The sequence below is a fragment of the Pseudarthrobacter sp. PvP004 genome, assembly GCF_017876035.1.
Taxonomy (GTDB): domain Bacteria; phylum Actinomycetota; class Actinomycetes; order Actinomycetales; family Micrococcaceae; genus Arthrobacter; species Arthrobacter aurescens_A.
This window is the reverse complement of the sequence record NZ_JAGINL010000001.1, coordinates 2815432-2839694: the sequence shown is the minus strand read 5'-3', so window position 1 is coordinate 2839694 and position 24263 is coordinate 2815432. Positions and strand designations below refer to the sequence as shown.

General features: G+C 63.0%; 21 protein-coding genes. 13 read left to right on the top strand and 8 right to left on the bottom strand.

Annotation, left to right across the window (positions count from 1 at the left end; all coding sequences use genetic code 11):
* Positions 1-115 precede the first annotated feature (115 nt).
* Positions 116-1465, top strand: coding sequence for an MFS transporter (locus tag J3A64_RS12715; RefSeq protein ID WP_011773842.1), 1350 nt, complete (start codon positions 116-118; stop codon positions 1463-1465).
* A gap of 6 nt (positions 1466-1471) precedes the next feature.
* On the top strand, positions 1472-2269 hold the full coding sequence (locus J3A64_RS12710; protein WP_210066144.1) for a triose-phosphate isomerase family protein: 798 nt from the start codon (positions 1472-1474) through the stop codon (positions 2267-2269).
* On the opposite strand, the gene J3A64_RS12705 is transcribed toward J3A64_RS12710, so the two are convergent.
* Positions 2256-5888, bottom strand: a complete 3633-nt coding sequence (locus tag J3A64_RS12705; RefSeq protein ID WP_210064458.1) for a TM0106 family RecB-like putative nuclease — start codon at positions 5886-5888, stop codon at positions 2256-2258. The genes J3A64_RS12710 and J3A64_RS12705 overlap by 14 nt on opposite strands.
* 114 nt (positions 5889-6002) lie before the next feature.
* Between J3A64_RS12705 and J3A64_RS12700 the strand changes: the two genes are divergently transcribed.
* Positions 6003-6455, top strand: coding sequence for a nucleoside deaminase (locus tag J3A64_RS12700; RefSeq protein WP_014920988.1), 453 nt, complete (start codon positions 6003-6005; stop codon positions 6453-6455).
* 129 nt (positions 6456-6584) lie between these two features.
* The gene (locus J3A64_RS12695; protein ID WP_011773846.1) at positions 6585-7019 is read left to right on the top strand and encodes a CBS domain-containing protein; all 435 of its coding nucleotides are present in this window, start codon (positions 6585-6587) and stop codon (positions 7017-7019) included.
* Positions 7020-7049: 30 nt separating this feature from the next.
* On the opposite strand, the gene J3A64_RS12690 is transcribed toward J3A64_RS12695, so the two are convergent.
* On the bottom strand, positions 7050-7346 hold the full coding sequence (locus J3A64_RS12690) for a hypothetical protein (protein ID WP_011773847.1): 297 nt from the start codon (positions 7344-7346) through the stop codon (positions 7050-7052).
* A gap of 86 nt (positions 7347-7432) precedes the next feature.
* On the opposite strand from J3A64_RS12690, the gene J3A64_RS12685 reads away from it, so the two are divergent.
* Positions 7433-9889 (top strand): Tex family protein, encoded by a 2457-nt coding sequence (locus tag J3A64_RS12685; protein WP_210064457.1) that lies wholly within the window; start codon positions 7433-7435, stop codon positions 9887-9889.
* Between the two features lie 8 nt (positions 9890-9897).
* Here J3A64_RS12685 and J3A64_RS12680 read toward each other — a convergent pair whose 3' ends face one another.
* The 3 genes from J3A64_RS12680 to J3A64_RS12670 form a co-directional block, all read right to left on the bottom strand.
* Positions 9898-10929, bottom strand: coding sequence for an alpha/beta hydrolase (locus J3A64_RS12680; protein ID WP_014920990.1), 1032 nt, complete (start codon positions 10927-10929; stop codon positions 9898-9900).
* Entirely contained in the window at positions 10926-11288 is a 363-nt protein-coding gene (locus J3A64_RS12675; protein ID WP_014920991.1) for a DUF1622 domain-containing protein, read from the bottom strand. Before J3A64_RS12675 ends, J3A64_RS12680 begins: the two co-directional genes overlap by 4 nt.
* Before the next feature lie 134 nt (positions 11289-11422).
* On the bottom strand, positions 11423-12337 hold the full coding sequence (locus J3A64_RS12670) for an MSMEG_6728 family protein (RefSeq protein ID WP_210064456.1): 915 nt from the start codon (positions 12335-12337) through the stop codon (positions 11423-11425).
* Between the two features lie 83 nt (positions 12338-12420).
* Between J3A64_RS12670 and J3A64_RS12665 the strand changes: the two genes are divergently transcribed.
* The 5 genes from J3A64_RS12665 (at position 12421) to J3A64_RS12645 (ending at position 16598) form a co-directional block, all read left to right on the top strand.
* Complete coding sequence (locus J3A64_RS12665; protein WP_011773852.1) at positions 12421-13452, top strand: adenosine deaminase; 1032 nt, start codon at positions 12421-12423, stop codon at positions 13450-13452.
* 145 nt (positions 13453-13597) lie between these two features.
* On the top strand, positions 13598-14509 hold the full coding sequence (locus tag J3A64_RS12660) for a glycosidase (protein ID WP_210064455.1): 912 nt from the start codon (positions 13598-13600) through the stop codon (positions 14507-14509).
* A gap of 91 nt (positions 14510-14600) precedes the next feature.
* On the top strand, positions 14601-14885 hold the full coding sequence (locus tag J3A64_RS12655; RefSeq protein WP_014920992.1) for an acylphosphatase: 285 nt from the start codon (positions 14601-14603) through the stop codon (positions 14883-14885).
* 52 nt (positions 14886-14937) lie between these two features.
* Positions 14938-15540, top strand: coding sequence for a TetR/AcrR family transcriptional regulator (locus J3A64_RS12650; protein WP_014920993.1), 603 nt, complete (start codon positions 14938-14940; stop codon positions 15538-15540).
* Complete coding sequence (locus J3A64_RS12645; RefSeq protein WP_210064454.1) at positions 15537-16598, top strand: SDR family oxidoreductase; 1062 nt, start codon at positions 15537-15539, stop codon at positions 16596-16598. The genes J3A64_RS12650 and J3A64_RS12645 overlap by 4 nt, the downstream gene beginning before the upstream one ends.
* On the opposite strand, the gene J3A64_RS12640 is transcribed toward J3A64_RS12645, so the two are convergent.
* A complete protein-coding gene (locus J3A64_RS12640) occupies positions 16544-17452 on the bottom strand; it encodes a ribokinase (RefSeq protein WP_210064453.1) in 909 nt (302 codons plus the stop codon). The two genes, J3A64_RS12645 and J3A64_RS12640, sit on opposite strands and share 55 nt — an antisense overlap.
* A gap of 35 nt (positions 17453-17487) precedes the next feature.
* On the bottom strand, positions 17488-18261 hold the full coding sequence (locus J3A64_RS12635) for a GntR family transcriptional regulator (RefSeq protein WP_043805860.1): 774 nt from the start codon (positions 18259-18261) through the stop codon (positions 17488-17490).
* Positions 18262-18396: 135 nt separating this feature from the next.
* Between J3A64_RS12635 and J3A64_RS12630 the strand changes: the two genes are divergently transcribed.
* Both J3A64_RS12630 and J3A64_RS12625 read left to right on the top strand, forming a co-directional pair.
* Complete coding sequence (locus J3A64_RS12630) at positions 18397-19848, top strand: MFS transporter (RefSeq protein ID WP_210064452.1); 1452 nt, start codon at positions 18397-18399, stop codon at positions 19846-19848.
* 82 nt (positions 19849-19930) lie between these two features.
* Positions 19931-20923: a nucleoside hydrolase gene (locus J3A64_RS12625; RefSeq protein WP_210064451.1), complete on the top strand. Its 993-nt coding sequence runs from the start codon at positions 19931-19933 to the stop codon at positions 20921-20923.
* Positions 20924-21008: 85 nt separating this feature from the next.
* Here J3A64_RS12625 and J3A64_RS12620 read toward each other — a convergent pair whose 3' ends face one another.
* Positions 21009-21761 (bottom strand): metalloregulator ArsR/SmtB family transcription factor, encoded by a 753-nt coding sequence (locus J3A64_RS12620; protein ID WP_210064450.1) that lies wholly within the window; start codon positions 21759-21761, stop codon positions 21009-21011.
* Positions 21762-22188: 427 nt separating this feature from the next.
* Between J3A64_RS12620 and J3A64_RS12615 the strand changes: the two genes are divergently transcribed.
* On the top strand, positions 22189-24252 hold the full coding sequence (locus tag J3A64_RS12615) for a beta-galactosidase (RefSeq protein WP_210064449.1): 2064 nt from the start codon (positions 22189-22191) through the stop codon (positions 24250-24252).
* Positions 24253-24263 lie beyond the last annotated feature (11 nt).

The window sequence follows — 24263 nt, the reverse complement described above, 5'->3', positions numbered from 1 at the left end:
CAAGATCTACCTTGCCGTGGGCATCCTTGCCTGCGCAGTGGGCATGGTGCTCATTTTCTTCCCGCGCTGATCGCGGCTGCATTAGTCATTTCCTGTCACTCAAAGAGGAGTTTCAATGTCTGTTGCCACCAATTCCACCAAGGAGTTGCTGGACACGCCGGTCCTCAAATCGGCGATCTCCAAAGCATCGCGGCGGCTCATGCCAATGCTTGTCATCCTGTACGTCGTGGCCTTCCTGGACCGCACCAACGTTGGTTTCGCCGAAGCCGCACTTGAAGTGGACAAGGGCATCACCGCAGGTGCTTACGCGCTGGGCGCCGGTATCTTCTTCATCGGCTACGCCCTGTTCGAGATCCCCAGCAACCTGTTGCTGACCAAATTTGGTGCGAAGGTGTGGCTCGCCCGCATCGCCATTACGTGGGGCATCGTTTCGGCCTGCTTCGCTTTCGTCCAGGGTGAGACATCCTTCATCATCCTTCGATTCCTGCTGGGCGTCACCGAGGCCGGCCTGTTCCCGGGCGTCATCATGTTCCTGGCGGCGTGGTTCCCCAACAAGGTCCGCGTGAAGATGTTCGCCATCTTCTACCTGGCCCAGCCGTTCTCACAGATGATGGGTGCACCGCTGTCCGGCTGGCTCATCAACATCGGCGACCAGGTTCCGGGCGTCGCAGGCTGGCAGGTCATGTTCTTCGTAGAAGGCATGCTCGCAGTCCTGGCCGGCATCGCGGCGTACTTCTTCCTCATCAACAGCCCCCAGGATGCCAAATTCCTTACCAAGGAGGAGAAACGGGCCCTGTCCGACGTCATGGCGCTCGAAGACACCGTCAAGGAAGAAACGGGTCCACGCGGTGTCCTGGCATCCATGCGCAACGGCCGGGTCTGGTACTTCACTGTCATCTACTTCTGCCTGCAGGTTGCGGTCTACGGTGTCACGTTCTACCTGCCACAGCAGGTGGCACAGCTGACCGGCCAAAAGGTGGGCATCGCCGTCGGACTCCTGGCCGCGATCCCGTGGTTCTTTGGCATCTTCGCTTGCTACTTCATCGGCAAAGCCGCCAACACGGTGGAACGCCGCCGCCGTTGGGGTACTGCATTGTTCATCTCCACCGGCCTCTGCATCTTCGGGTCCGCATGGGCCGGCGCCAACCAGCTGCCGGCACTCGGGATCATCTTCATCACGCTGGCGGTGTGCAGCTTCCTGTCCACAGGTCCCATTTGTTGGTCGTATCCGACGGCGTTCCTTACCGGCACTGCCGCCGCTGCGGGTATCGGTCTGATCAACTCGCTGGGCAACCTGGGTGGGTTCGTCGCCCCGATCCTTCGCACCACGGTCAATGAGGTCACGGCCTCCGACACCGGCACCATGGGTGTTTACGCGCTGGGGGTGCTGCCGTTCCTTGCTGCTCTCCTGATGTTCGGCACCAAGCGCTTCAGCAACAAGGCTGACGAACTGTTGGGGAAGTAAACCGTGATGCTACCTGCTCCTGACACCGTGTTCATTGGTGTCAGCACCAAGATGTACATGGGCTACGCGCATAGCCTGGAATGGGTGGAACAGCTGGTGGCTGAAGTGGACGCCCGTCCGGCCCTCGCGGCCGGGCGGGTGGTCCCGTTTGTGATCCCGTCCTTTCCGGTATTACCTGAGGCAGCGCGGCTCCTTGCCGGAACGCCGCTGGTCCTGGGCGCGCAAAACTGTGGATGGTCCGACGGGCCGTGGACCGGCGAGGTGTCACCCTCCATGCTTGCTGAGCTCGGCGTTGGACTCGTGGAGATCGGCCACGCAGAACGACGCCGCTACTTCGGTGAAGATGAGGCGATGATTGCGCTCAAGATGAGTGCCGCCGTCGACGCCGGACTGACGCCGCTGCTGTGCGTGGGGGAGACCGAAGTCCTCGAACCCGAGGCGGCTGCAGCCATGGTGTTTTTGCACATCAAGGCAGCCGTTTCGGGCGACTGGTCGGTCGCCTCCCAACTGGTGATTGCGTATGAACCTGTGTGGGCGATCGGTGCTCCTGAGCCTGCCTCGGCCGAGTATGTTTCCCGCGTGGTGGCTGCCCTGCGCGAATCGTTGGCCCAGCACGGATTGGCCGGGATTCCTGTCATCTACGGGGGCTCCGCCAAACCTGGACTGTTGCCGCAGCTGGACGGGGTGTCCGGGCTTTTCCTCGGCCGGTTTGCCCACGACGCCGCCAACTTCGGACGGGTCCTCGACGAAGCCCTGAGTTTTTGTACAGCAGATGCCCTTAAGACGCCTTCTAGAGGGCGTTAGCTGTACAAAAACTCCGCTGGCAGAGGGCCACGAAGCCGCCCAAGTTCTCCAGACCCTCGGGATGAGTCGGCAGGTAGTTGGTCAGTTCGGGTGAACGAACCACGACGGCACGCCACTGACCGCGCGACACCGCCACGTTGATCCGGTTCCGGGACAGCAGGAACTCCATGCCGCGTGGTACCTCTCCGGCTGCAGACGCTGCCATGGATACGATGACCACGGGAGCTTCCTGGCCTTGGAACTTGTCCACGGTACCCACACGGACCTTGCCCAATCCGGCGCCACGAAGATGGTGTTTGATCAGCTGAACCTGGGCGTTGTACGCGGCGACCACCAGGATGTCGGTCTCCTCCAAGGGCCGGCCTTCAGCGGGCAGTGTTTCAGTGGGCTGTGTTTCATTGGGCTGTGTTTCAGCGGGCTGTGACGGGTCGATCCAGCTGAGGCCAACGTGAGCTTGGACCTGCCGGACAACCTCCGCGGCTTCCTCAGGTGAGGATGTGGAGTTGCCGGTGTGCGGGACGTAAACGCAGGAGATACCGGGCGCGGCACCGTCCAAGTGGCGTTCTTTGGCTGCGGGTGCTGCCTCAAGCCTGTTGTCGTAGGAAAGTTCTGAAACTGCGCTGCATAACTCAGGATGCATTCGCCACGAGAGTGCCAAGAAGTAGCCCAGTTCGGCAGGCAAGGTGTTGAAACCATCTGACAACCAGCCCAGAGCCGATTCGTCCACTGGTTCGGGGTGCTTGCCTTGGGTGACCTGAGGCAGTTGCTGGGGATCCCCGAGAAGCAGAAGCCGCTTGGCTGCGCGGCTCACGGCCATAGTGTTGGCCAACGAGAACTGTCCTGCCTCGTCGATGACCAGGAGATCCAGCGAGCCCGCCGGAACCGAGCTGCCCACCATGGTCCAGGCAGTGCCGCCGATGAGGGCTCCACCTGGTTTGGACAACAGCTCTTCCACATCACCTTTGGCGCACTGGGTCCACGGCACGGGGTCGTCGTGTTTGACTTCCTTAGCCACGCGTCTGGGATCCACTCCAGCTTTGTCCACCGCAGCGCAGAGCATGTTCTCCACTACCGCATGCGATTGGGCCACGACGCCAACTTTCCAGCCGGCTGCGACGAGACGGGCGATCACGTGCGAGCCGACGTACGTCTTGCCGCTGCCCGGAGGTCCTTGGACGGCCAGATAGGAGTTGTCCAGGTCCTCCACTGCAGCTGTGATGGCATCAATGTACCCATCCGGTCCGGCGTTGACCGAGGGCAGAGCCGGCAGTGAGCGAAGCTTTGGTGGCTGCCTGCGCACCAGATCCAAGGAACAGTCCCGGGGCCACAAAGGTAGCGAGGCACTGAGCTTTGTGGCCAACGCCGCGAGGGCAGCCCGCTGCCCGTTGGTGGCAATGGGCGGATCCGGAGTAAGCGCCATGGGCAATTGGCTGAACTCTGTGGAGTCATTGCGAAGGCCTTCGGCGATGGTGACTGTTTCGAAGTCCTCGTCGTCCCCCACCTCAGTGACCAAAGTTCCGTTCCAGCCTGCACGGCCAAGCGCGGCGGATTCCTTCGCTTGGAGCGAGTCCGGCAGGGGAGGGCCGTACATGCGGAAGTATTTCTTGCCGGGTTCCAGCCCGGCGCCGTCACCGGACCGGCCATAGAGTTTCACGAGCCGCGCAGGGTTGCTCCGAGGTGTCGGTTTTGCCCAGTCCTGCAGCAGTTCGGCGTGGTCGACAACGAAGAGGTCGCGCTCGTCAGGCCACTGGGAGGTTGGTTTTTCCAAACGGTCGAAGTGTCCCCACCAGTGCTGCTTGTCCTCGCGACGGTGATACCCGACGCCTGCGGCGACGATGCCGATAGCTCGGGAATCGGGAGTGGCTCTCTCGTCCTCGGGCAATCCGGCGAGGTAGTCGAATAGTGCTTTCTCTTCCGGTGCCGCCTCATACTGATCCGGTTCGGTGTTATCCGATTCGGTATCTGCTGGGGGCGCTTCGTCCGCGCCACCTGTAACGATGGAGCGCTCCGCGGCACGGGCAAGGAGCCAGTTGCGCAGTTCCAGCGTGGAGAGACAGTCATACTCGTTGTAGTCCCGGATACCTTCGAGGATCACAGCTGCTTGGTCGGAGTTCCCGATGTCCCGGGCAGTGCAGTAGTCAGCGTAGGCAACAACGGAAGCGCCGGCGTCGGTCACGTCACCTGACCTCAGGTGCTGCCCCATATACAGCGGTTCAAGTTTCTTGATGCTGTACGAGTTCTCGGAGATCCGGATGCTGTGGCGGACGGTGTCGTAAAGGTCCACCAGGACGCCTTGGCGCAGGAGGTCGTCGACGGCGGATTCGCCCACCACATGTGTCAAGGAAAGGTTCCTCAGGGCCGTCTTCTCATACGCGGCGTAATGGTAGATGTGCATGCCGGGATAGCTGGCGCGCCGCTTGGCCACATAGTCCAGGAAGTCCACAAAAGCCTGTCCCTCCTCGGCCCGGGAGTGCGCCCAGAAGGGCCGGAACACGGGGTCAGCCCCTGGTTCCACAGGATTTTCGATGACACCGAACAGGTACTCGAGACCCCACTTTCCTGTGACAGGATCCTGCCACAGGGGATCGCCTTCGAAGTCGAAGAAGATGTCGCCAGGGTCCGGAGCAGGTAGTCTGCCCAAGGTGTTGTCCGGCAGCACGTTGTAACTGATGGCCTTGGTTTCTCCGGTTTTATCCGTGTACTTGACCGTGCCGTCAGGGGTGCCAGTGCCGGTCTGCAGCCGGGCCTGCTCACGGAGCCGCAGCAACGTGGCATCGCCCGCTGCAGGGAGGGCAGCCAGTTCATCAATGGTGGTGACCCCGGCTTCGATCAGCTTCTTGCGCCGGCTGACCCGCATACCCGCCACCATGAGGAGATCCCGATGCAACCGGACCTGCTCAGAGCAATAATCACAGCGGCCGCACGCGGAGTACCGGGAGTCGCCCCATGCCACGGGTACGGCCCCTGAAACGTGCGCCTCGGTCATGCCAAGGAAGCGTTCCCGGCGCTCCTTGAAAACGGGAAGGATCTGCGCGAGGGGGTGGTCGCTGTGGACCCGGTTGCCCAACACCAAGGTGACCGTGGGGTCCGGGGTAACCCCCGCGCGGATGAGTTGATCGCCATAGGCGGCCAACTGCAGGAGGGCAGTGACCTTGGCGTGCCGTGCGAGCTTGGTGTCGAAGACGGCGTACTGCCCGCCGGGGCGCTTCACCAGGAAGTCGGAGCGGCCATGAAACTGGCCGTCGAAGAAAGCGGCTTGGAAGACGACGTCCGCTCCGGAGCGCAGGGCGTCGATGGATTCCGCGTGCTTGGCCGAAAGAGTGGCGCGGTCCATCGCTGTGGCGGGGACGACGTCGTAAACGCCTTTCCTGGTAGCCGCATTCCACGGCCCGAACTCAGCCACGTAGTCATCAAGGACCCGATGTTCGTGGACGTCGCCGAGCTTGGCGGTGCGCTCCAACATGGCATCCGTTGCGAAAGCAGGCTTTGGCGTGCGGCCCAGTTTTTCGTCGAGTTTCCGGAGTAACTGGTACTCGCACGTGGCAGCGATAACGAGGTCGCTGGCCGAGAACACCAGGTCCTGCGGGGCGCCCGCAATCTCAGGATCGAGAAAGAACACCGCGACCCACCTACCTCTCCATGCCGTGAATAAACCCTTGCAGCCAAGCTATCAGCGGGCTCTGACAATATACGGCGCAGACAATATGGATCGCAGCCACTTTAGACTGCCCTCATGACTGAAACAGACCCCACCCTGGACCCCGCTTTCGAAGCCGCCTACCAAGCCGCACAAAAGAGCCTCAGCGAGGGCGGCATTCCCATCGGCGCCGCATTGGCCCGTGGTGGGAAAGTCATTGCCAGCGGACACAATGAACGAGTACAGCATGGGGATCCGATCGCGCACGGGGAAATGTCCGCGCTGAGGGCTGCCGGGCGTCAGACAAGCTACCGCGACACCACGCTCTACACCACCTTGGCGCCATGTGCCATGTGCACGGGAACCATCATCCAGTTCAAGATCCCGCGGGTAGTGGTTGGAGAGGCCGAAACTTTCCCCGGTGAATTCGATCTCCTGCGTTCACGTGGCGTGGAGGTCGTGGTGCTGGACGACCCCCGGTGTGTGGACATGATGCGTACTTTCCAAGAGGAACACCCCGAATTGTGGGCTGAAGATATCGCCGAATAACACTGAAATGGACTCCCGAAAGGGGCCGAAACCGCCTAGCCACCGATACCCGCCGAGCGTAGGCTGGCATCATCGGCGTCGGTGCCGAGAGGCCCTGCGTCGATAACCCCAATCGATGAAGGAGGACCCATGAGTGCCGTACGTGAATTCATGACAACCAATGCCCAGTGCATCGAAGAGGATAAGACTCTTCAGGAAGCCGCCAGGCTGATGAGGGATATGGACTGCGGTTCGCTTCCCATCTGCGGCCACGACGGCAAGCTCACCGGCTTCATCACCGACCGCGACATCGTGGTCAAGTGTTTGGCTGAAGGCAAGGATGCAAGGGAAGTCCGCGCCAGCGAACTCGCTACCGGTAAGCCGTACTGGGTGGACGCCGATGCCAACGTTGACGAAGCCGTCACCATGATGGAGGAACATCAGGTGCGCCGCCTGCCTGTCATCAGCGATCACAAGTTGGTAGGCATCATCAGCCAGGGCGATATTGCGCGCAACCACTACGCCGAACAGCGTCTCGGCGAAATGGTGGAGCACATTTCAGCCAAGGAGCGCATGTCGCACTGACAACCCACGCCAGCCGCCGCGAGGCATCCCCTAGAGGAACGCCTCGCGGCCCGTTCCTTCACGCAGCACGAGTTCGCCGTCTTCGATGGAGACCAGCAGGCTCTTGGGTTTCCCCGCGAGCTTCCTCGTGGCGCTAAGTTTTCGGCTGCTGACCTCAACGCCCACTGTGGCGCCTTTGGCTGGCAGCTCAACTGTCAGTTCGTCGGCCATCCCCAACAGGGCCTTGGTGGACACATCCCTCTCCGACACGGCTTCCTTGCCGTTGACGGTCACTGTCACGTCATCGGAAACAAACCCGTCCCGAAGGATGATGAGCAGTTCCTGCATGGTCCAACTACAGCACTAACATGGCCGCCGGGATAGGCCTTCCGGGACCTGCCTCTGAAACTGTCGGCCATGTGAGGCAAACTGTCATGGTGACTTCAAATCTCCAACACCAGTCAGCTGACTCCGCCATCCATGCCCTGATCGCCGAAGAACTCGGCGTCAAGACCTGGCAAGTCAAAGCCGCGGTGGAACTGCTCGACGCCGGATCCACCGTTCCGTTCATCGCCCGCTACCGTAAGGAAGTCACCGGGACGCTCGATGACACCCAGCTCCGCGACCTTGAGGAACGCCTCAGATATCTGCGTGAGCTGGAAGAACGACGCAAATCCGTCCTGGAGGCGATTGCCGCCCAAGGCAAGCTGACCCCGGAACTGGAAGCCGCCGTCGTCGGGGCCGATACCAAGGCGCGCCTTGAGGACATCTACCTCCCCTTCAAATCCAAGCGCCGCACCAAGGCCCAGATCGCCCGCGAAGCCGGGCTGGAACCACTGGCCGATGTCCTGCTCGCCAATCCGCACCTGGACCCCGCCACCGAAGCCGCCAAATACCTGAACGCCGAGCACTCCATCGACGACGCCGCCGCGGCGCTCGCAGGGGCCCGTGCCATCCTGGTGGAGCGCGTCGGGCAGGACGCTGACCTCGCCGAGGACCTCCGCGAACGCCTGTGGAAGCAGGGGCGGATGGTGTCCCGCGTCAAGAAGGGCATGGAGACCGAGGGCCAGAAGTTCAAGGACTACTTCGAGTTCACGCAGGTGCCGTCCGGCATGCCGTCGCATCGCGTGCTCGCCCTGTTGCGCGGTGAAAAGGACGGCGTCCTTGAGCTGGACCTCGCCGAAGCAGACCCTGCCGACGACGACGCCCTGGCCGCCGCCCGGGGCCGCTACGAGAACGCTGTGGCCAAGTGCCTGGGGGTCACCAATCAGGGGCGGCCCGCCGACACCTGGTTGACGCAAACTGCCCAGCTCGCCTGGCGGGGCCGTATTCTGGACCGGCTGACCACTGACCTTCGCGGACGCATGTTTGCTGACGCGGAAGACGAAGCTGTACGCGTCTTTGCGGCCAATCTGCGCGACGTCCTGCTGGCAGCTCCGGCCGGCAACCGCGCCACGCTTGGCCTTGACCCCGGACTCCGCACCGGCGTCAAGGTGGCGGTGGTGGACGGCACCGGCAAGGTTGTCACCACGGACACCATCTACCCCCACGCCCCTGCGAAGAAGTGGGACGAAGCATTGGCCACCCTCGGCCGGCTGGCCAAGCAGTACAACGTGGAGTTGGTGGCGATCGGCAACGGAACGGCGTCGCGCGAGACGGACAAACTGGCCACTGAGCTCATCAAGTCCCTCGAAGCCACCGGCTCCAAGGGCATCCAGAAGCTTGTTGTTTCCGAGGCTGGAGCTTCGGTGTACTCCGCGTCCGCACTGGCCGCATCCGAGCTCCCGGGCATGGATGTTTCGCTGCGTGGTGCTGTCTCCATTGCGCGTCGCCTGCAGGACCCCTTGGCAGAGCTGGTAAAAATCGAACCCAAGTCCATCGGCGTGGGGCAGTACCAGCACGACGTCACCGCCGCGAAGCTCGACCGCTCATTGGATGCCGTAGTGGAAGACTGCGTGAACGCCGTGGGCGTGGACGTGAACACAGCATCCCCGGCGCTGCTCAGTCGAGTGGCCGGCGTCGGGCCGCTGCTGAGCGAGAACATCGTGGCTTACAGGAACGAGAATGGGCCGTTCGCGAAGCGCAGCGACCTCAAGAAGGTGCCCCGGCTCGGTGCCAAGGCGTTCGAGCAGTGCGCAGGCTTCCTCCGGATCACCGGGGGAGCGGAACCGTTGGATGCCTCCAGCGTGCACCCTGAAGCGTATTCTGTGGCTCGAAAGATCCTGGTCGCAGCCGGTGGCGGTCCCGCCACGGCATTGGATCCGCAGGCTTTCGTGGATGGCACGTTCGGCCTGCCAACGGTCAAGGACATCATGTCCGAACTGGAGAAGCCCGGCCGCGACCCCCGTCCTGCTTTCAAGGCGGCGTCGTTCTCCGAGGGCATCGAGAAGATCTCCGACCTCAAGCCCGGCATGATCCTGGAAGGCACTGTTACCAATGTGGCCGCCTTCGGTGCGTTCGTTGATGTCGGAGTGCACCAGGACGGCCTGGTCCACGTGTCGGCACTATCCAACAAGTTCGTCTCGGATCCGCGCGAGATCGTGAAGTCCGGCCAAGTAGTACGGGTCAAAGTGTTGGAGGCCGACCCCGAACGCAAGCGCATCTCCCTGACATTGAGGCTCGACGACGAACCAGGCGCTGCTGGTGGGCGCACCTCGGGTGGACGTGTTTCGGGCGGCCAGGGTGCTGGCGAGCGTGCTGCTGGTCAGCCGGGTCCGCGTGGCGGCGGCCAGCGTTCGGGCCAGCCGGGCCAGGGTTCGCCGCGTCAGGGGCAGGGGCAGGGTGATCGGCGTCAGGGCGGCGCGCGCCAAGGCAAGCCCCAGCAGGCTCCGGCCGCTCCCGCCAACACAGCAATGGCTGAAGCGCTGCGAAGGGCCGGACTGGGTAAATAAGGTGTGGCCTACAAACCCGCGGTCCTGGCTTCCCACACCTCGGCGTTCGAGGGCTGCAACGCCATGGGTAGCCAGCGCCCGATACGCTCGAAAGCTTGTCGCCTGACCGGTTCCGGTGAGAGGAAGATGTCGTGGAACGCGTTCGGCAACCGGCTCACGGTGACGGTATCGGCCAAGGACAACGAGCGGTGGGCCACGGCGTCGACATTGAGTGCAACGTCAGCAGTGAGCGCGTCGGCCGACCATTTTGGCTGGAGGTAGCTCTTGTCCGAGAGCAGCACGAGTACCGGAACATCGATGCCCAAACCGGCTGCGACGGTCGCCTGGCCGCGGAACACGGCGTCAAGGAATGCCGGAGTGATGGGGAATCCCCGGTCGGGCCGCCACTCGAGGTTGTAGTCCCACTCACCGTCAAGGGTGGCTGATACGGCCCGGGTGTAGATTCCCGGATCTACTGGCGGCAGTGGTGCCAAGGGGTGGAGCCGGGCGTGCAGCCCTACCAAGGGTGCGATCGCCCGCCTGCCGAGCTCGGTAGCCTGAAATTCCAGCCAGGGGCTGTTGAGGATCAAGGCCGATGCGATGCCTGGGTGGCGGGACGCCCACAGGCTGAGGGTGAGTCCACCGGTGGAGTGGCCCAACAGAATGAGCGGCCGGTCTTGGCCGGCATCTCCGGAGCGGCCCATGGCGGACAGCGCTGCTGCGATGTCGGCGTCGTAGTCCGCCAGGTTGGTGACGAAGCCAGGCACGAGGCCAGGACCGAGGCTGCGGCCGTAGTTATGCAGGTCCAAGGCGTAGAAGCGGGCGCCGGCCCGATGCCAGAACTCGGCTACGTGCCGTTGGAAGAAGTAGTCCGACCAGCCGTGGACATACAGAACGTCGGCGTCGATTCCTGCGGGGTCCGGAATGCCGTCCACGGCCTCCGGCCACTCCGGGGCGGTGCCGAGGTACCGCACCAAGGTGGCCACAGCACCGCCGTCGAGCGTCAGCGTTTGTTGCTCGAAGCCTTCGCCAAGAATGTCCGGGGACCACGGCTGAGTCATGAGTCCTTTTCCTTCTGCCACGGCCAGCGGCCCGTAATTTCCAGCTCGAGGGAGAAGCTGAGGAACGTGCGGATCAGCACGATGATGGCCAGGACTCCGACGCTTTCAAAAGTGGGGGTGACGGCCACGGTTCTGATGATGTCGGCGGCCACAAGGAGCTCGAGCCCCAAAAGAATGGACCTGCCCAGCAACTGCCGGTAAGAGCGGTACGGAGAAAACGGGGCGAGCCCGCGAGCCCGCTTAGGCTGGTATCCGCGGAGGGCCAGGGGAACCGAAATCAGGGCTCCGATCACCATGACGGCCACCCCCGCGAAGTCCATGTACCGGCCGACTTCTTCGATGACGTGCTGGAAATCCATGGCCCTCCCCGGTTAGGTGCGTGACACCACCGTCTCACAGAGCAACCCCGTAAACAGCAAACAACGACGACGGCAGCCCGGTTCCGTACAAACTGAACCTGGCTGCCGTCGTCGTGAGTTGGTGAAAGGTACCGCTACTGCAGAGGCGTCGGCACCGGGAAGAAGACCCGGGGATCCTGCAGCAGGGCCGGGTAGTCGAAGTCGGAGCGCTTGATCACCTTGGTGACCTCGAAATTGCGCGCGAACCGGCCGTCAACAGTGATGGGTCGGCCGTGGATGAGGCCGACGGCGAAGGTCTGCCCACCGTCGAACGGCACGGCGAGCTCGGTCTTGCCCGGCAGGGTGTTGAACGCCTGCTCCTGTGCCTGGCGCTTGCGCGTGGGCTTCTTTTCAAGCTGCTTGACGGGCCGCTTCTTGGGACCCTTGACCTGGCGGCGGGACTTCTCCTCGGCGTACACAAACTGGTACTCGTCGGGGTCTGCCGGGGCAGCGGCCCGGGCTTTGCCGTGCGGCGGCATGGCGACTGTGGTGAGCTGCTCCGGTCGGAGATCCTCAACGGCTGCACGGAGGATCCACAGGCTGTCATCCTCGGGGTCTTCCGGGTGGAACTCGTGATTCGGTTCCGGCCACACGTACTCCAGCTTTTCCTCGGTGCCCGGGAAGAGCTGGGCGTAGTGCTTGGGATCCTTGCTGATCAGCTTGGAACGGTGGCTGAGGTGCAGGTCCTCGTGTCCAAGCCACGGCGGCATGACGATCCTGGATGCGTAATCAGGGTGGGCTGCCTGCGGCGCGAACTCCGTGATGTTGGTGCGGGTGTTGTCCGGGTGTCCGCGCGCAATCCATTCGTCAGCCATGGCCAGGCCGTACATGGTGAGGGCAGGGACGTGGCCCATCCACATGCGCACGGCGGGGTGCGACTGCCAACCGTACTCCGGGATCACCAACGCGCGGAGAACCTGGAGGGCTTCGACGCGCTGTTTGCCGAGCCTTGAAGTGTCGAGCGCCGCGGCACTCTCACGGAAATCGGCGAAAGGGAGGAAAGTCTGCATCCTTTCAGTTTGAGGGTGCAGGGCGTGAGAACCAAGTTGAGTGCTCCGGGACACGTACCGGTGTTGGGGCCTAGAGTTGTCGGGTGGAAACTTTTGGCGAGAAAACTACCTCAACGGCGCCTCCGGTTGCCGAACTGCACCTGCACATCGAAGGGACTCTCCAGCCAGAGCTGATCTTTGCCCTGGCCGAACGAAACGGCATCGAACTGCCGTACGAAGACATTGAGGAACTCCGGGAAAAGTACGAGTTCACTGACCTGCAGTCTTTCCTGGACCTCTACTACGCCAATATGGCCGTCCTGCAGACCGAGCAGGATTTCACTGACATGACGCGTGCGTATCTGGAGCGGGCCGCTGCCGGGGGAGTGCGCCATGCGGAAATCATGATGGACCCGCAGGCGCACACATCCCGGGGTGTGGCGCTGGAGACCTGCGTCAATGGTGTGGCTAACGCCTTGGCCACGTCCGAAGAAGACTTTGGCGTCTCCACTCTCCTCATCGCTGCGTTCCTGCGCGACATGTCCGAGGATTCGGCGCTTGAGGTGCTGGACCAGCTCCTGGCCATGCACGCGCCGATCGCCGGCATCGGCTTGGACTCCGCAGAGGTGGGCAATCCGCCGTCGAAATTTGAGCGACTGTACCAGCGCGCCGCTGAAGCCGGTTTGCGGAGGATCGCTCACGCGGGCGAAGAAGGACCGGCCTCCTACATCACCGAGGCACTGGATGTGCTTCACGTCGAACGGATCGATCACGGCATCCGCTGCATGGAAGACACGGATGTGGTGCAACGGCTCGTCGCTGAACAGGTTCCCTTGACTGTCTGCCCGCTCTCCAATGTCCGGCTCCGCGCGGTGGATAAGCTGGCTGACCACCCCTTGCCCGAGATGTTGGCGATTGGGCTGAACGTTTGCGTGAACTCGGATGACCCCGCTTACTTTGGCGGCTACGTGGACGACAACTTCGAGCAACTGGTCAAGGTCCTGGAGTTCTCGGTTCCGGAGCAGGCCACCTTGGCTGCCAACTCCATCCGTTCCTCCTTTGCCAGTGACGCCCGGAAAGCAGTGCTGCTGGACGAGGTCACGGAGTGGGTCAAGGCCTCCGTAACGCCCGCCTAAAGCACTGCAGCCGATACCCGTAAATCACTTGCGGCGTCCGGGATGTCACACTCGGTCACGACACACGGTGTTTACCTTCTGCAGTCGCGGGAATTAACAATTCATTGGCAAACTGCTAGGGAGTATCCACCGTTGAAGGAGAAGCATGGGCGCGAACACCGCCGAGAACACCAACCTTCGTCTGAAGGCCGTCCTGGACATCCTCGCCGAAAACGTATGGTCCGGGGCAACGCTGAACGCCGGCGAGGTGCTGGCCGAAGCGATCGTCCGAGTACCTTTCAATGACCACGAGGCTGAACTTCTCAGTGGAGGCATCCCTCGCGGCCACAAGACCCTGACGTCGGCATCGGCCAAGCTGGTCAAGTCCGGATGGTTGGTCAAGGGACGTTCGGGCTGGACCATTCCGGAGGACGGCCTGCGTGCGACGGTCGCGTTCCCGGACGCGGCCGCTTTCGGAGCAGCGCTCGACGCCGGAACGCCGGTACCTGCCGACGTCGCCGTTCCGACGGCCCCGCCCGCGAAGCCCCACGCCAAGAAGGCAGCTGCTACCAAGCGGACTGCCACGAAGAAGGTCTCCGCGCCCAAGGTTGCGGCTGCCGACGTAGCTGAGCCGAAGGTCGCTGCGGCCAAGGTCTCCGCGCCGAAGGCCAAGGCTGCAACAGCCAAGGCTTCCTCCGCGGGGGCTGCCCCTGCTGCGAAGAAGTCCACCCGCAAGGCGCCGGCGAAAGCAGCGGCGGCATCCGCCGTCGAGACTGTGCCGCAGCCGGACGCCGTCGCGATCGCCGGTGACTTCAACAAGATCCTTGGAGCACCCGAGGACTGGGCGCCGCAGTACGACGAAGCCCAGATGGAGTTCAACCCAATCGTCCAGGTGTGGACGCTGACGGCTGAACTGCCCGCCGGTTTCTACACGTACAAGATTGCGCTGAACCGTTCTTGGGATGAGAACTATGGTGCGTTCGGTGCCCGTGACGGAGCCAACCATGAGTTGAACCACGACGGCGGCCCCGTCACCATCACGTACAGCCACACGACGCGGGACATCGTGGTCGGCTAAGCTCCCTGGCTCGGAACCCGCCCTTGTTCGTCCCGCGACCCGTTGTACGGTGAGCGGGACGGACGAGGGCGGGTCTGGTTAAGGTGGTTCCATGACTGACGAAACCCTCCGCCTCACAGCCCTTATCACCGGCGTGGTCCAGGGCGTGGGTTTTCGCTATTGGACTGCCCGGAAAGCGGATGAACTCCTGCTGAAAGGGACGGTACGCAACAGCGCGGACGGTTCCGTTGAACTGGTGGCCGAAGGCTCAGCGGCCGACGTGGACAGCATCGTGAAGTGGCTTCACTCGTCGCGGGCGCCGGGCCGGGTTGAGAACGTTGATTTCCAGGTTTCCGACGCAACGGGGGAGTTCGACGACTTCCGGATTATCGACTAGCGACCAAGCTGTCGGCTTGAAATAAATATATAGACTGGTCTATTATTTAGCCATGGCTTCTTCGTATCCCAAAGGACTCGCAACCCGGCAGCGCTTAGTGGACTCCATGCTCGAGCTCATCCAGCTTCACGGCTACCACGGAACGGGGCTCAACACGGTGCTGGCACGATCCGGGGCCCCGAAGGGCTCCCTGTACTTTCATTTCCCGGAGGGGAAAACCGAACTCGGGATCGCCGCTGTGGGGCTGGCCGGCGATCAGTTCGCTGAGCTAATCGGCACGGCGACCACAACGGCCTCCTCGCCCAGCGCCGCGGTAGACGCACTGGTCGCCGAACTCAGGGGCATTCTGGAAGCCAGTGATTACCAAGCCGGTTGTCCTGTCTCATCCGTTGCCTTGGACGCAGGGTCTGAGAACGAGCCGCTCCGGGAGGCATGCGGCCAGGTGTATGACGCCTGGGTCAGTGCAGTGTCCAGCTACCTTTCTACGTTCGGGCTCAAGAAAGAGCAGGCGCAACCTTTGGCGACGTCGATGATCTGCCTGGTGGAGGGCTCCCTCATTCTGTCCCGCGCCTACAAGTCCACCCAGCCTCTGGACGCAGCTGCCGGGACGCTCAAAATGTTGTTGAAGGCAGTTCACAGCGAGGCGAACGCATGAGCTCCCGCCACGCTCTGGTATTCGGCGCCACGGGCCACATCGGAAAATGGCTGGTCCGCGAATTATTGCAGCGGGGCGTGACTGTCACAGCTGCCGTGCGCACGGAACATTCCTCTCAACGACTGGCGGAGTGGCTGGCGAAGCACGACGCGGGCGGGCGCCCAACTTTCGTCCTGGTGGACTTCAGTCTGGACGACCTCGGCCAGGATCCGGCGTCGAACGCTTTCAAGTCCGTGACCGAAGTCCATAACGTCGCTGGCGCATTTGCGTTCGGAATGACTGCCGAGGCTGCCTATGCCGCGAACGTGACCAGCGCCGAGCGCGTGGTTCGCTTTGCCGCGAAGCTGCCGGCGGTGACCAGGGTGGTGCATCTGTCCGGTTACCGGGTGGGGGGCCAGGACCCTGCCGAGGGGCCATGGGATGACTCCCGCCGCGCCAAAGACTACAAACGCCTGGGCGCCTACGAGGGGTCCAAGGTGGAGTCTGACGCCGTAGTGCAAGCAACCGCGCGTTCGCTGGGCGTTCCATTCACCATGGTCAACCCGGCCACCGTGATCGGGGATTCCATCAATGGTGAGTCCGGGCAAGTGTTGGGCCTCGCCACCACCGTGCTGGATCTCTTCCGTGGAAAGCTGCCCGTGCTGCCTGGCAATCAGCGCACGTTCGTCCCAGTGGTCACAGCCGATTATCTGGCCTCCTTTATGGCGCTGGTCCCAAACAAGCCCGAAGCGGAAAATGCCTCCTACTGGGTACTCGACGACGCCACGCCGCCGTTGCCGGAGCTACTGGGGATGCTCGGGAAGCACCTCAATGTCCGGGTCCCATGGTTCAAAATCCCTAGCGCCCTGCTGAAGAAACTGCCCGCAAAACTGACTGGGGCAGACCCGGAAACATTGTCGTTCCTGTCTGAAGATCGATATCCGACGGCGGCCGCGGTCGCCTTGGCGGAGGCTGGCGGATTGCACCACCCTCCTGTCGAGACCGCCTTGAAGCGCTGGGCCGACTACTTGGTGGCGGCCGAACCTGCCGCAAGAGAAGACCGCGTCGCCTCAATGTAGTGTTCCAACGGCTTCAGTGCAGGCTGGGACGAAGCATCACGGACAGCATCCGCGCCCACGGCATTCGCCGCTGCCAAAGCATGCGAGTATTCCAACCCTGACCGGAGCGCCAAGACCAATGCTGCACAGAAAGCATCCCCGGCTCCGATCGTGTTGGCAATCTCGGTGACCCGCACCGCCGGAGCCTCGGCCACCCGTTCGCCGTCGACGAAGATCGCCGAACCCTCGCCGCCGTAGGTCACGGCCACCAATGGTGCGTGGCGGAGTGCCGGGATGAGTTCATACTCGGTCTCATTCACGATTACCAGGTCGCAGCGATCCAGCAACTCCGGGATGAGGGGCATCGCGGGGGCCGCATTCAGTGCGAAGAATCCCTTGGCCCGGCGGGCGGCTTCAAGCACCACGTGCTGGTCCACTTCGAGTTGGCACAGGACGGCCTCGTCATCGTCGAAAGTGACACCGTCCACGTTCACTGCACCGTTGGCGCCCGGGCACACCACAATCTGGTTCTCGCCCTCACCGTCTACCAGCACCAGCGCCGTTCCTGTGGCAGCATCTGCCCGGGAAACGTCTTGGACGTCGACGCCGGCGGCCGCCATCGCGCTGAGCAGGTTCTGTCCCGCTTCGTCGTGGCCCACGGCCCCCACCATGCGGGAGCTTCCCGCGAGCCGGGCCGCGGCGACGGCCTGATTGGCGCCCTTGCCGCCGGGCTGCTGACGGAGAACGCCTCCGCCCACGGTTTCGCCCGGCGAGGGGAGACGGTTTGCTGTGGCGGTGATATCGAGGTTGATGCTGCCCATCACCGTGAGTGTGAGGGACGAAATGGGCGCAGAAGGCTGCAGGGACGTGCTCATGAAAGGTCCTTTTCGGGGAATCAGCTCGGGGAGGGTCAGGAGGACTGGATAACGGAGAGATGCCCGGCTTTGGCGGCCACGAGGCATTTGGCCAGATAGAACGGGGAACCGTTCCGGCGGACGTATTGGGTGAGGACCAACACGGGATCGGAGGGGCGGAGTCCCAGCAACTTTGCGCGGCTGGGTCCGGCGGTGCTGAGGCTGATCTGGCATTCGCCGGGGCCAAGGGTTGCGCCGGGCAGTCCGCTGAGAACTTCCAGGAGTGTTGACGCGGGAAGCGTGGGAGCCTCCGCAGCTTCGGCCAGGGCCTCGGCTTCAGGGGTTGCCTGCGAGACGTTTTCCTGGAGGTGGGCCACAGGCTCGCCGTTCCGGATGAGCACGCTCTCCCAGAACCAGACGTCCTCTTCGGGCTGCACGCCGATGCCCGGGGCCACGAATTCCGACGCTGGCTGTTTGATGGCAGCTACCCGCTTGACCTGGATGTCCTGGTCCGGTCCGCCAAGAAGTTGATCGAAGGGGCGGATGTGTTCGATGCCGATGCGGGGCAGCGAATCGGCTACAAAGCGGCCAACTCCGCGGCGTGCCCGGGTGAGGCCGTCTTCTTCGAGCAACATCAGCGCTTCCCGGATCACGGTACGGCTGACATCCATCATGATGCCTAGCTCTGTCTCCGTGGGGAGCAAGGAACCTGGCGGCAGGATCTTGGTCCGAATCGCTTCGGCGATGCGCGAGTAGGCCGCAACGCGCAAAGGTTGCCCCGGTTGGGTAGCGATGGGTCGGGACAGGAACTGGACGGCGTTGTCGGTCAAGGGTGCCTCACTTGAGATGGGTTACCGACACTGTACCGGATGACTGTGACAGGTTGCACAAGCTCGTAATACATGCTTGTATAACAACTCACATCTCGTGGCGCCGCCCCGCGCCCTCGGACAAAGGAGTTTGATGTGAACATCCCCACCGCCACAGGCACGCAGGCTGTAGACCCGCACGCCCCAGCCCCAGCGGACCCCAAGACAGCGACGGACCAGAGTCGCTTCCAGGGCAAAGCCGCCGCGCTGCTGATCGCCACGCTGGTCTTGGCCGTACTGGCGTTCCAGCTCAACGCCAGCATGATCACGCCGGCACTGCCACACATCGGCTCGTTCTTCGGCGAAACACCCGAGGCCGTGGCTCAAGTGCAGTCGATGTTCTTCCTCGCCGGCGCCATCGCCGGACCCGTGATCGGTCGCTGGAGTGACTTCATCGGCCGTCGCAATGCACTCCTGTTGGTGCTGGCCATCATGGGTGCCGGTACCGTGCTGTGCATCTTCGCGCCCACCCTGCCGTTGCTGGTCACCGGCCGCTTCATGCAGGGTGTTTCGAGCGCCATCTTCGCGCTCTCCTACATCGTCCTCAACGAGTACCTGCCCGCCAGACTCTTCGGCACCTCCATCGGCATCATCGCAGCGATCAACGGCGGCGTTGGCGGCGTGGATGGCTACTTCGGCGGACTCATGGCCGAGACCCTCGGCTTCCAGTCGATCTTCGTTGCCGTGCTCGTCCTGGCCGCGATCGCCGTCGTCTGCGTCTTCAAAGTAGTCCCGGGCGGTAAGGCTGCGGTTGCGCCGGGCCGGATGGACTGGTGGGGTGCGGGTTCCCTGTCCGTGTTCCTGGTGTTCATCACATACTTCGTGTCCACGGGTTCTTCGGCTGGGTGGACCTCGCCTGCAGCCCTTGGCCTGCTTGCCGGAAGCATCGCGTCCTTCACAGCCTTCTGGCTCATTGAAAAGAAGCGCGAAACCCCCCTCGTGGCAGTTCACCACCTCCGTTCACGCCAGGTGTGGCCCGTCATCGCCACCACTGTGCTGACGCTCGCCGGCATCTTCGCCATCATCAACTTCACCGTGGTGTTGCTGAGCCAGGACAAGGAAAACGGCTTCGGCCTGTCCGCTTCGGTCGCAGCCCTGCTGTTCCTCACGCCCGCAGCGCTCATCGGCGTCTTTGCTGCCCCGCTCGCAGGCTGGATCGCCGACCGCCGCGGCTGGATCAAGACGGTCCGCGTGGGCACCGCCACCAGCCTGGCCTGCGCGATCGTCGCGGCGCTCTTCGCCCACAACCAGATCGCAGTCCTCATCGCGATCGCTGCCCTGGGCATCTTCTACAACGGCTTCTTCCTCACCGCCATCAACGGCCTGTCCGTGCTGCTCTCGCCCAAGGAAGCGCCAGCCGCGCTGCCGGGCATCAACGGTGCCTCCTTCGGCATCGGGGCGAGCCTCGGCGTCGTGGCTGTTGCACCGTTCGCAGGCCAGGGCACCGCGGCCGGATACTCCGCAGCCCTCTGGATTTCGGTGTCCATTACGGCGCTTGCCTTCATTGTCAGCCTGTTCATCGCGGCCCCCAAGGGCGAAAAGATCTAACGCACGACGCCGGCACTCGGCCCTGGCGCGCCACCGAACGCAGCATCACCACTGTCCGCTCCACCTGAAACGAGAGACCATCATGACCCAGCCCGCCCCCTTCTTCCTTGACTGCGATACCGGCATCGACGACGCCCTCGCCCTGGCTTACCTTCTGGCCTCCCCGCGGGCAGACCTCGTGGGCATCGGTACCGTCAGTGGCAACGTCAGTGCGGCAGGCGGCGCCCGGAACACCCTGGACCTGCTGAACCTGGCCGGCCACCCGGACATCCCCGTGGCTGTCGGCGCGCATGATCCCCAGGTTGGATCTTTCCACGGCGGCGCTCCGCACGTCCACGGTGATAACGGCATCGGCGGGGTAGATCTAGTCCCGTCGGTCCGTGAGCCCGTGAAGGTCACAGCCGCGGAGCTGCTGGTTCAATTGGCGCACAAATATGCGGGGGAGCTTCGCCTTGTGGCCATCGGCCCGTTGACCAACATCGCCGAAGCCCTGCGCCTGGAACCGAAACTGCCCGAGCTGATCGCCGAGGTCACCATCATGGGTGGCGCAGCACTCGCGCCGGGAAACATCTCACCCGTGGCGGAGGCCAACATCGCCAACGATCCTGAGGCTGCCGCCGAAGTCCTGGCCGCCGACTGGAACGTGACGCTAGTACCCCTGGATGTCACCATGACCAACGTCCTGGAGGAAAACCACCGCCAGGAACTGCTCGCCACCGAGCACCCGGTCTCGCAGGCACTGGGCGAAATGCTTGGGTACTACTTCGGCTTCTACATCGACATTTTCGGCCGGGCTTGCTCGGCGATGCACGATCCCCTGGCTGCAGCCATCGCCGTCAGGGGAGTGGAGCTCACCCTGGCCCCGACCGTCCGGGTTCAGGTTGACACCACCGACGGACCCGGCCGCGGCCAGACGGTGTGCGATCTCCGCGGACAGTACGCCGGGTTCCCGGAGCAGAGCGGTGCACGGTGCCGTGTGGTGCTGGAAATAGGGGAAGATTTCGCTCCGCACCTCCTCGGAACCATGCAGGCAGCCTGGCTTACAGAGGAACAGGCGGCGGCGCCTGTCGCCTGACTGGCGGGAGACTGAGGTATCGACGACGACGGCGGCAGCGGCCCGCCGTCGTCGTCCTCGTTTAAGCCGTTGCCCCCGAAAGTGGCTACGCGTACATGAGCGAGCCGGGCGTAGTCAGCGTTTCACCGGTTTCCAGCCAGGTCTTGAGGCCCGAGAGGATCATGGGCCAGCCACCGTAGAGTTGGTCGTTCGCGCCTTCGCGGAGCTGATCGTGCGTGACGGTGAGGTGACAGGAATCGCCCGCGGGCTCGATCTCCCAGGTGATCCGCGACGTTCCCTCAGCCTTCACGTCCTCGCCCCACAGCGCGCGCATTGTTTGAACGAGCCGGCGTGGGGGATCCACCTCGATGTTCTCGCCCTCTCCGAGCGGCGCATCGGCTTTGACGTTGTGCATCTCGAAGCGGCTGCCCGGGGTCCAATCCGAGGTGAAGGTGTTGCCGAACTGGTATTTGCTGCGGATGTCGCTATTGGTGATGGCTTCCCAGAGCCGTTCCGGAGTGGTCTTGATGTAAATCTCGAAGATCTTTTCCATGGGACTTTCCAATCTGGATTTGAGGTCGCTGAGGGCAGCGGCCCATGGTTCTGCGTATTTACTCACCCAGCGATCGTGGATGAGGCGGATGGGAACCGGGTTCAGGAAGTGCAGCTTTTCGCGCCCCCGACGGCGGGTGACCACCAACCCTGCGTCCTCCAACAGCTTGAGGTGCTTGGCAATGCCGAAACGGGTCATCTCGAACCGGGCTCCCAAGGCGGAGGCGGATTGGCCGTCCTCGCGGAACAGCTCATCGAGAAGTTCCCTGCGGGTTGCGTCTGCCAAGGCCTTGAACACTACGTCCATGGGCTCAGAATAGGTGACTGTTTGGTCACGTGTCAATGGGTTGCCGCCAGGTCGCTGGAACCCTGCGAAATCGCCGTTCCTGTCCCGGCGTATCCGCAAGCTTCCGGCGTTCTCGGTGCTCCCGCGCCCCGGTTTCCAGGTTCTCCGCACGCTTCCCGCGATCTCGGTGAGACAGGCTAATTCCGATAGTTTCCATTTTCGGTCGGAAAGTTACGTGATCCATCGCCCATTCATGCCCGCTGCGACTGCGATCCATCCCTCCGAAAGTCGCGTGGTTTCGCCCTAATCCACGCTCCCATTGCTATCCCGATTACTCGTGAGTTTCCGATACCAGCCTGTTGTTATTGCGTAAACTTTACGATAGTTTCTCTCTGTGATGTGCGTCGCACTGTTGTTCAGGGCGACGAAGGCCGAGTGAAGGACAACGATGACCATCCACCCTGAGGATTTGCGGACTGCCGAGGCGCGGCTGCAGCAACTGCATCAACGAATAGGCGGCATTGCGTACGGCGGGGATTACAACCCCGAGCAATGGCCGCGCGAAGTCTGGCTCGAGGACGCCAAGCTCATGCAGCAAGCAGGAGTGAATCTGGTGACCTTGGCTGTCTTCGCGTGGAGCCGCTTGGAAATCAGTGACGGCGTTTTCGACTTCGGCTGGCTGGATGACGTCATGGACCTCATGCACCAGCACGGCATCGGCGTGGACCTGGCCACACCCGACGCTGTACCGCCGGCATGGCTTGTTGAGCAGCACCCGGACATGATGCCGGAACGAGCCGACGGCAGCATCTTCGGTTTCGGATCCCGGCAGCACTTTGACGTTTCCCACCCCGTGTACCGGGCCAAGTCGCTGGCTTTGGCGGAGAAGATGGGGGCGCGCTACGCCAAACATCCCGCGCTCCGAATGTGGCATGTGGGCAACGAATACGGTCCGGTGTCCTACGGTCCGTGGGCCGAGAAAGCGTTCCGGGCGTGGCTGCAGCGGAAGTACTCCTCACTGGATGAGCTGAACGAAGCCTGGAGCACCGCGGTATGGGGCCAGCTCTACACAGACTGGAACCAAGTCCGTGTCCCAGCGCAGCCCCGCACATGGTCCAACCCCTCGCGCCGACTGGATTTCCACCGCTTCACCTCGGAGAGCATGCTGGAGCACTTCACGGCAGAACGGGACATTCTCCGCCGGCACAGCCCGGACCTGCCGATCGTCACCAACTTCATGCGCTTCTACAAGACCAACGACTACTGGGCCTGGGCTGCAGAAGAAGACGCTGTTGCACTGGATATCTACCCGGACCCACGCGAAGACGACGCTCACGTCGCCGCCGCGTTGAACTTCGACCTCATGCGCTCACTCCGCCAGGGCCAGCCGTGGATGGTCATGGAGCAAGCTACCGGCGCGGTTAGTCAGTGGTCCGTCAACGTGTCCAAGCCTCCCGGCAAAATGCGCCTGGGTTCATATCAAGCCATAGCCCAGGGCGCCGATTCCATCCTCTTCTTCCAATGGCGCCAAGCCAAGGGTGGGACTGAGCGCTACCACTCTGCCATGGTCAACCACGCTGGTCCGAATACACGGATCTTCCGTGAAGTCTGCGGGCTGGGAGAGGAACTCAAGGCGTTGGGGGACCTGACCGGTACCCGTTCCACGGCTCACGTGGCCATCGTTTTCGACTGGGACTGCTGGTGGGCCTTGGAACTGGGCAACTCGCCCCGCTCCGACCTGAATTATGCGCAGGAGGTCCTGCGTTTCTACCGGCCACTGTTCGATGCCAACATCACCGTTGACTTGGTCAATGCCAACAGCGACCTTTCCGCGTACAGCGTGGTGATCATGCCGGCGTCGTACCTCCTTACGGACCTCGCCGCCCGGCGGTTCGAAGACTATGTGTCCGACGGCGGACGACTGGTGGTCTCGTACCTCTCCGGCATCGTGGACCAGAACAACACCATCCGGCTGGGCGGCTACCCCGGCGCTTTGCGGAACGTTTTGGGCGCGTGGAGCGAGGAAATGCATCCGCTCGCCGGGGACGGCGAACAAGTAAAACTCTCAACGCCCGACGGCGGAACGTCCTCCGCCACTTACTGGACTGAGCATCTGCACGCCGAAGCTGCAGACGTCGTGGCCAGTTACACATCCGGGCGCTTGGCGGGAACACCGGCTGTCACGCGCAATTCCTTCGGTGAGGGATCGGCGTTGTACCTATCGGCACGCGTTGATGAAGGCTTGTTGAACCAGCTCCTCGACGACGAACTTCTCGCCGCCGGTGTGGAACCGGAACTGAAGGCGCCTACGGGAGTCCAGGCCCGCCGTCGTGCCGGCAAAAGCGTCGACGGCACCAGCAGAAGTTTCCTCATGGTGCTCAACCACAACGACGCGCCTGCCAGCGTGGACGTCCTCGACGGCGGCACTGACCGACTCACCGGAGGCGCGGTTCGGGGGTTGGTTGAGCTCCCTGCGAACGGCGTCCTGATTCTCGACGAAACAGCAGGATAGGGAGGCGAACC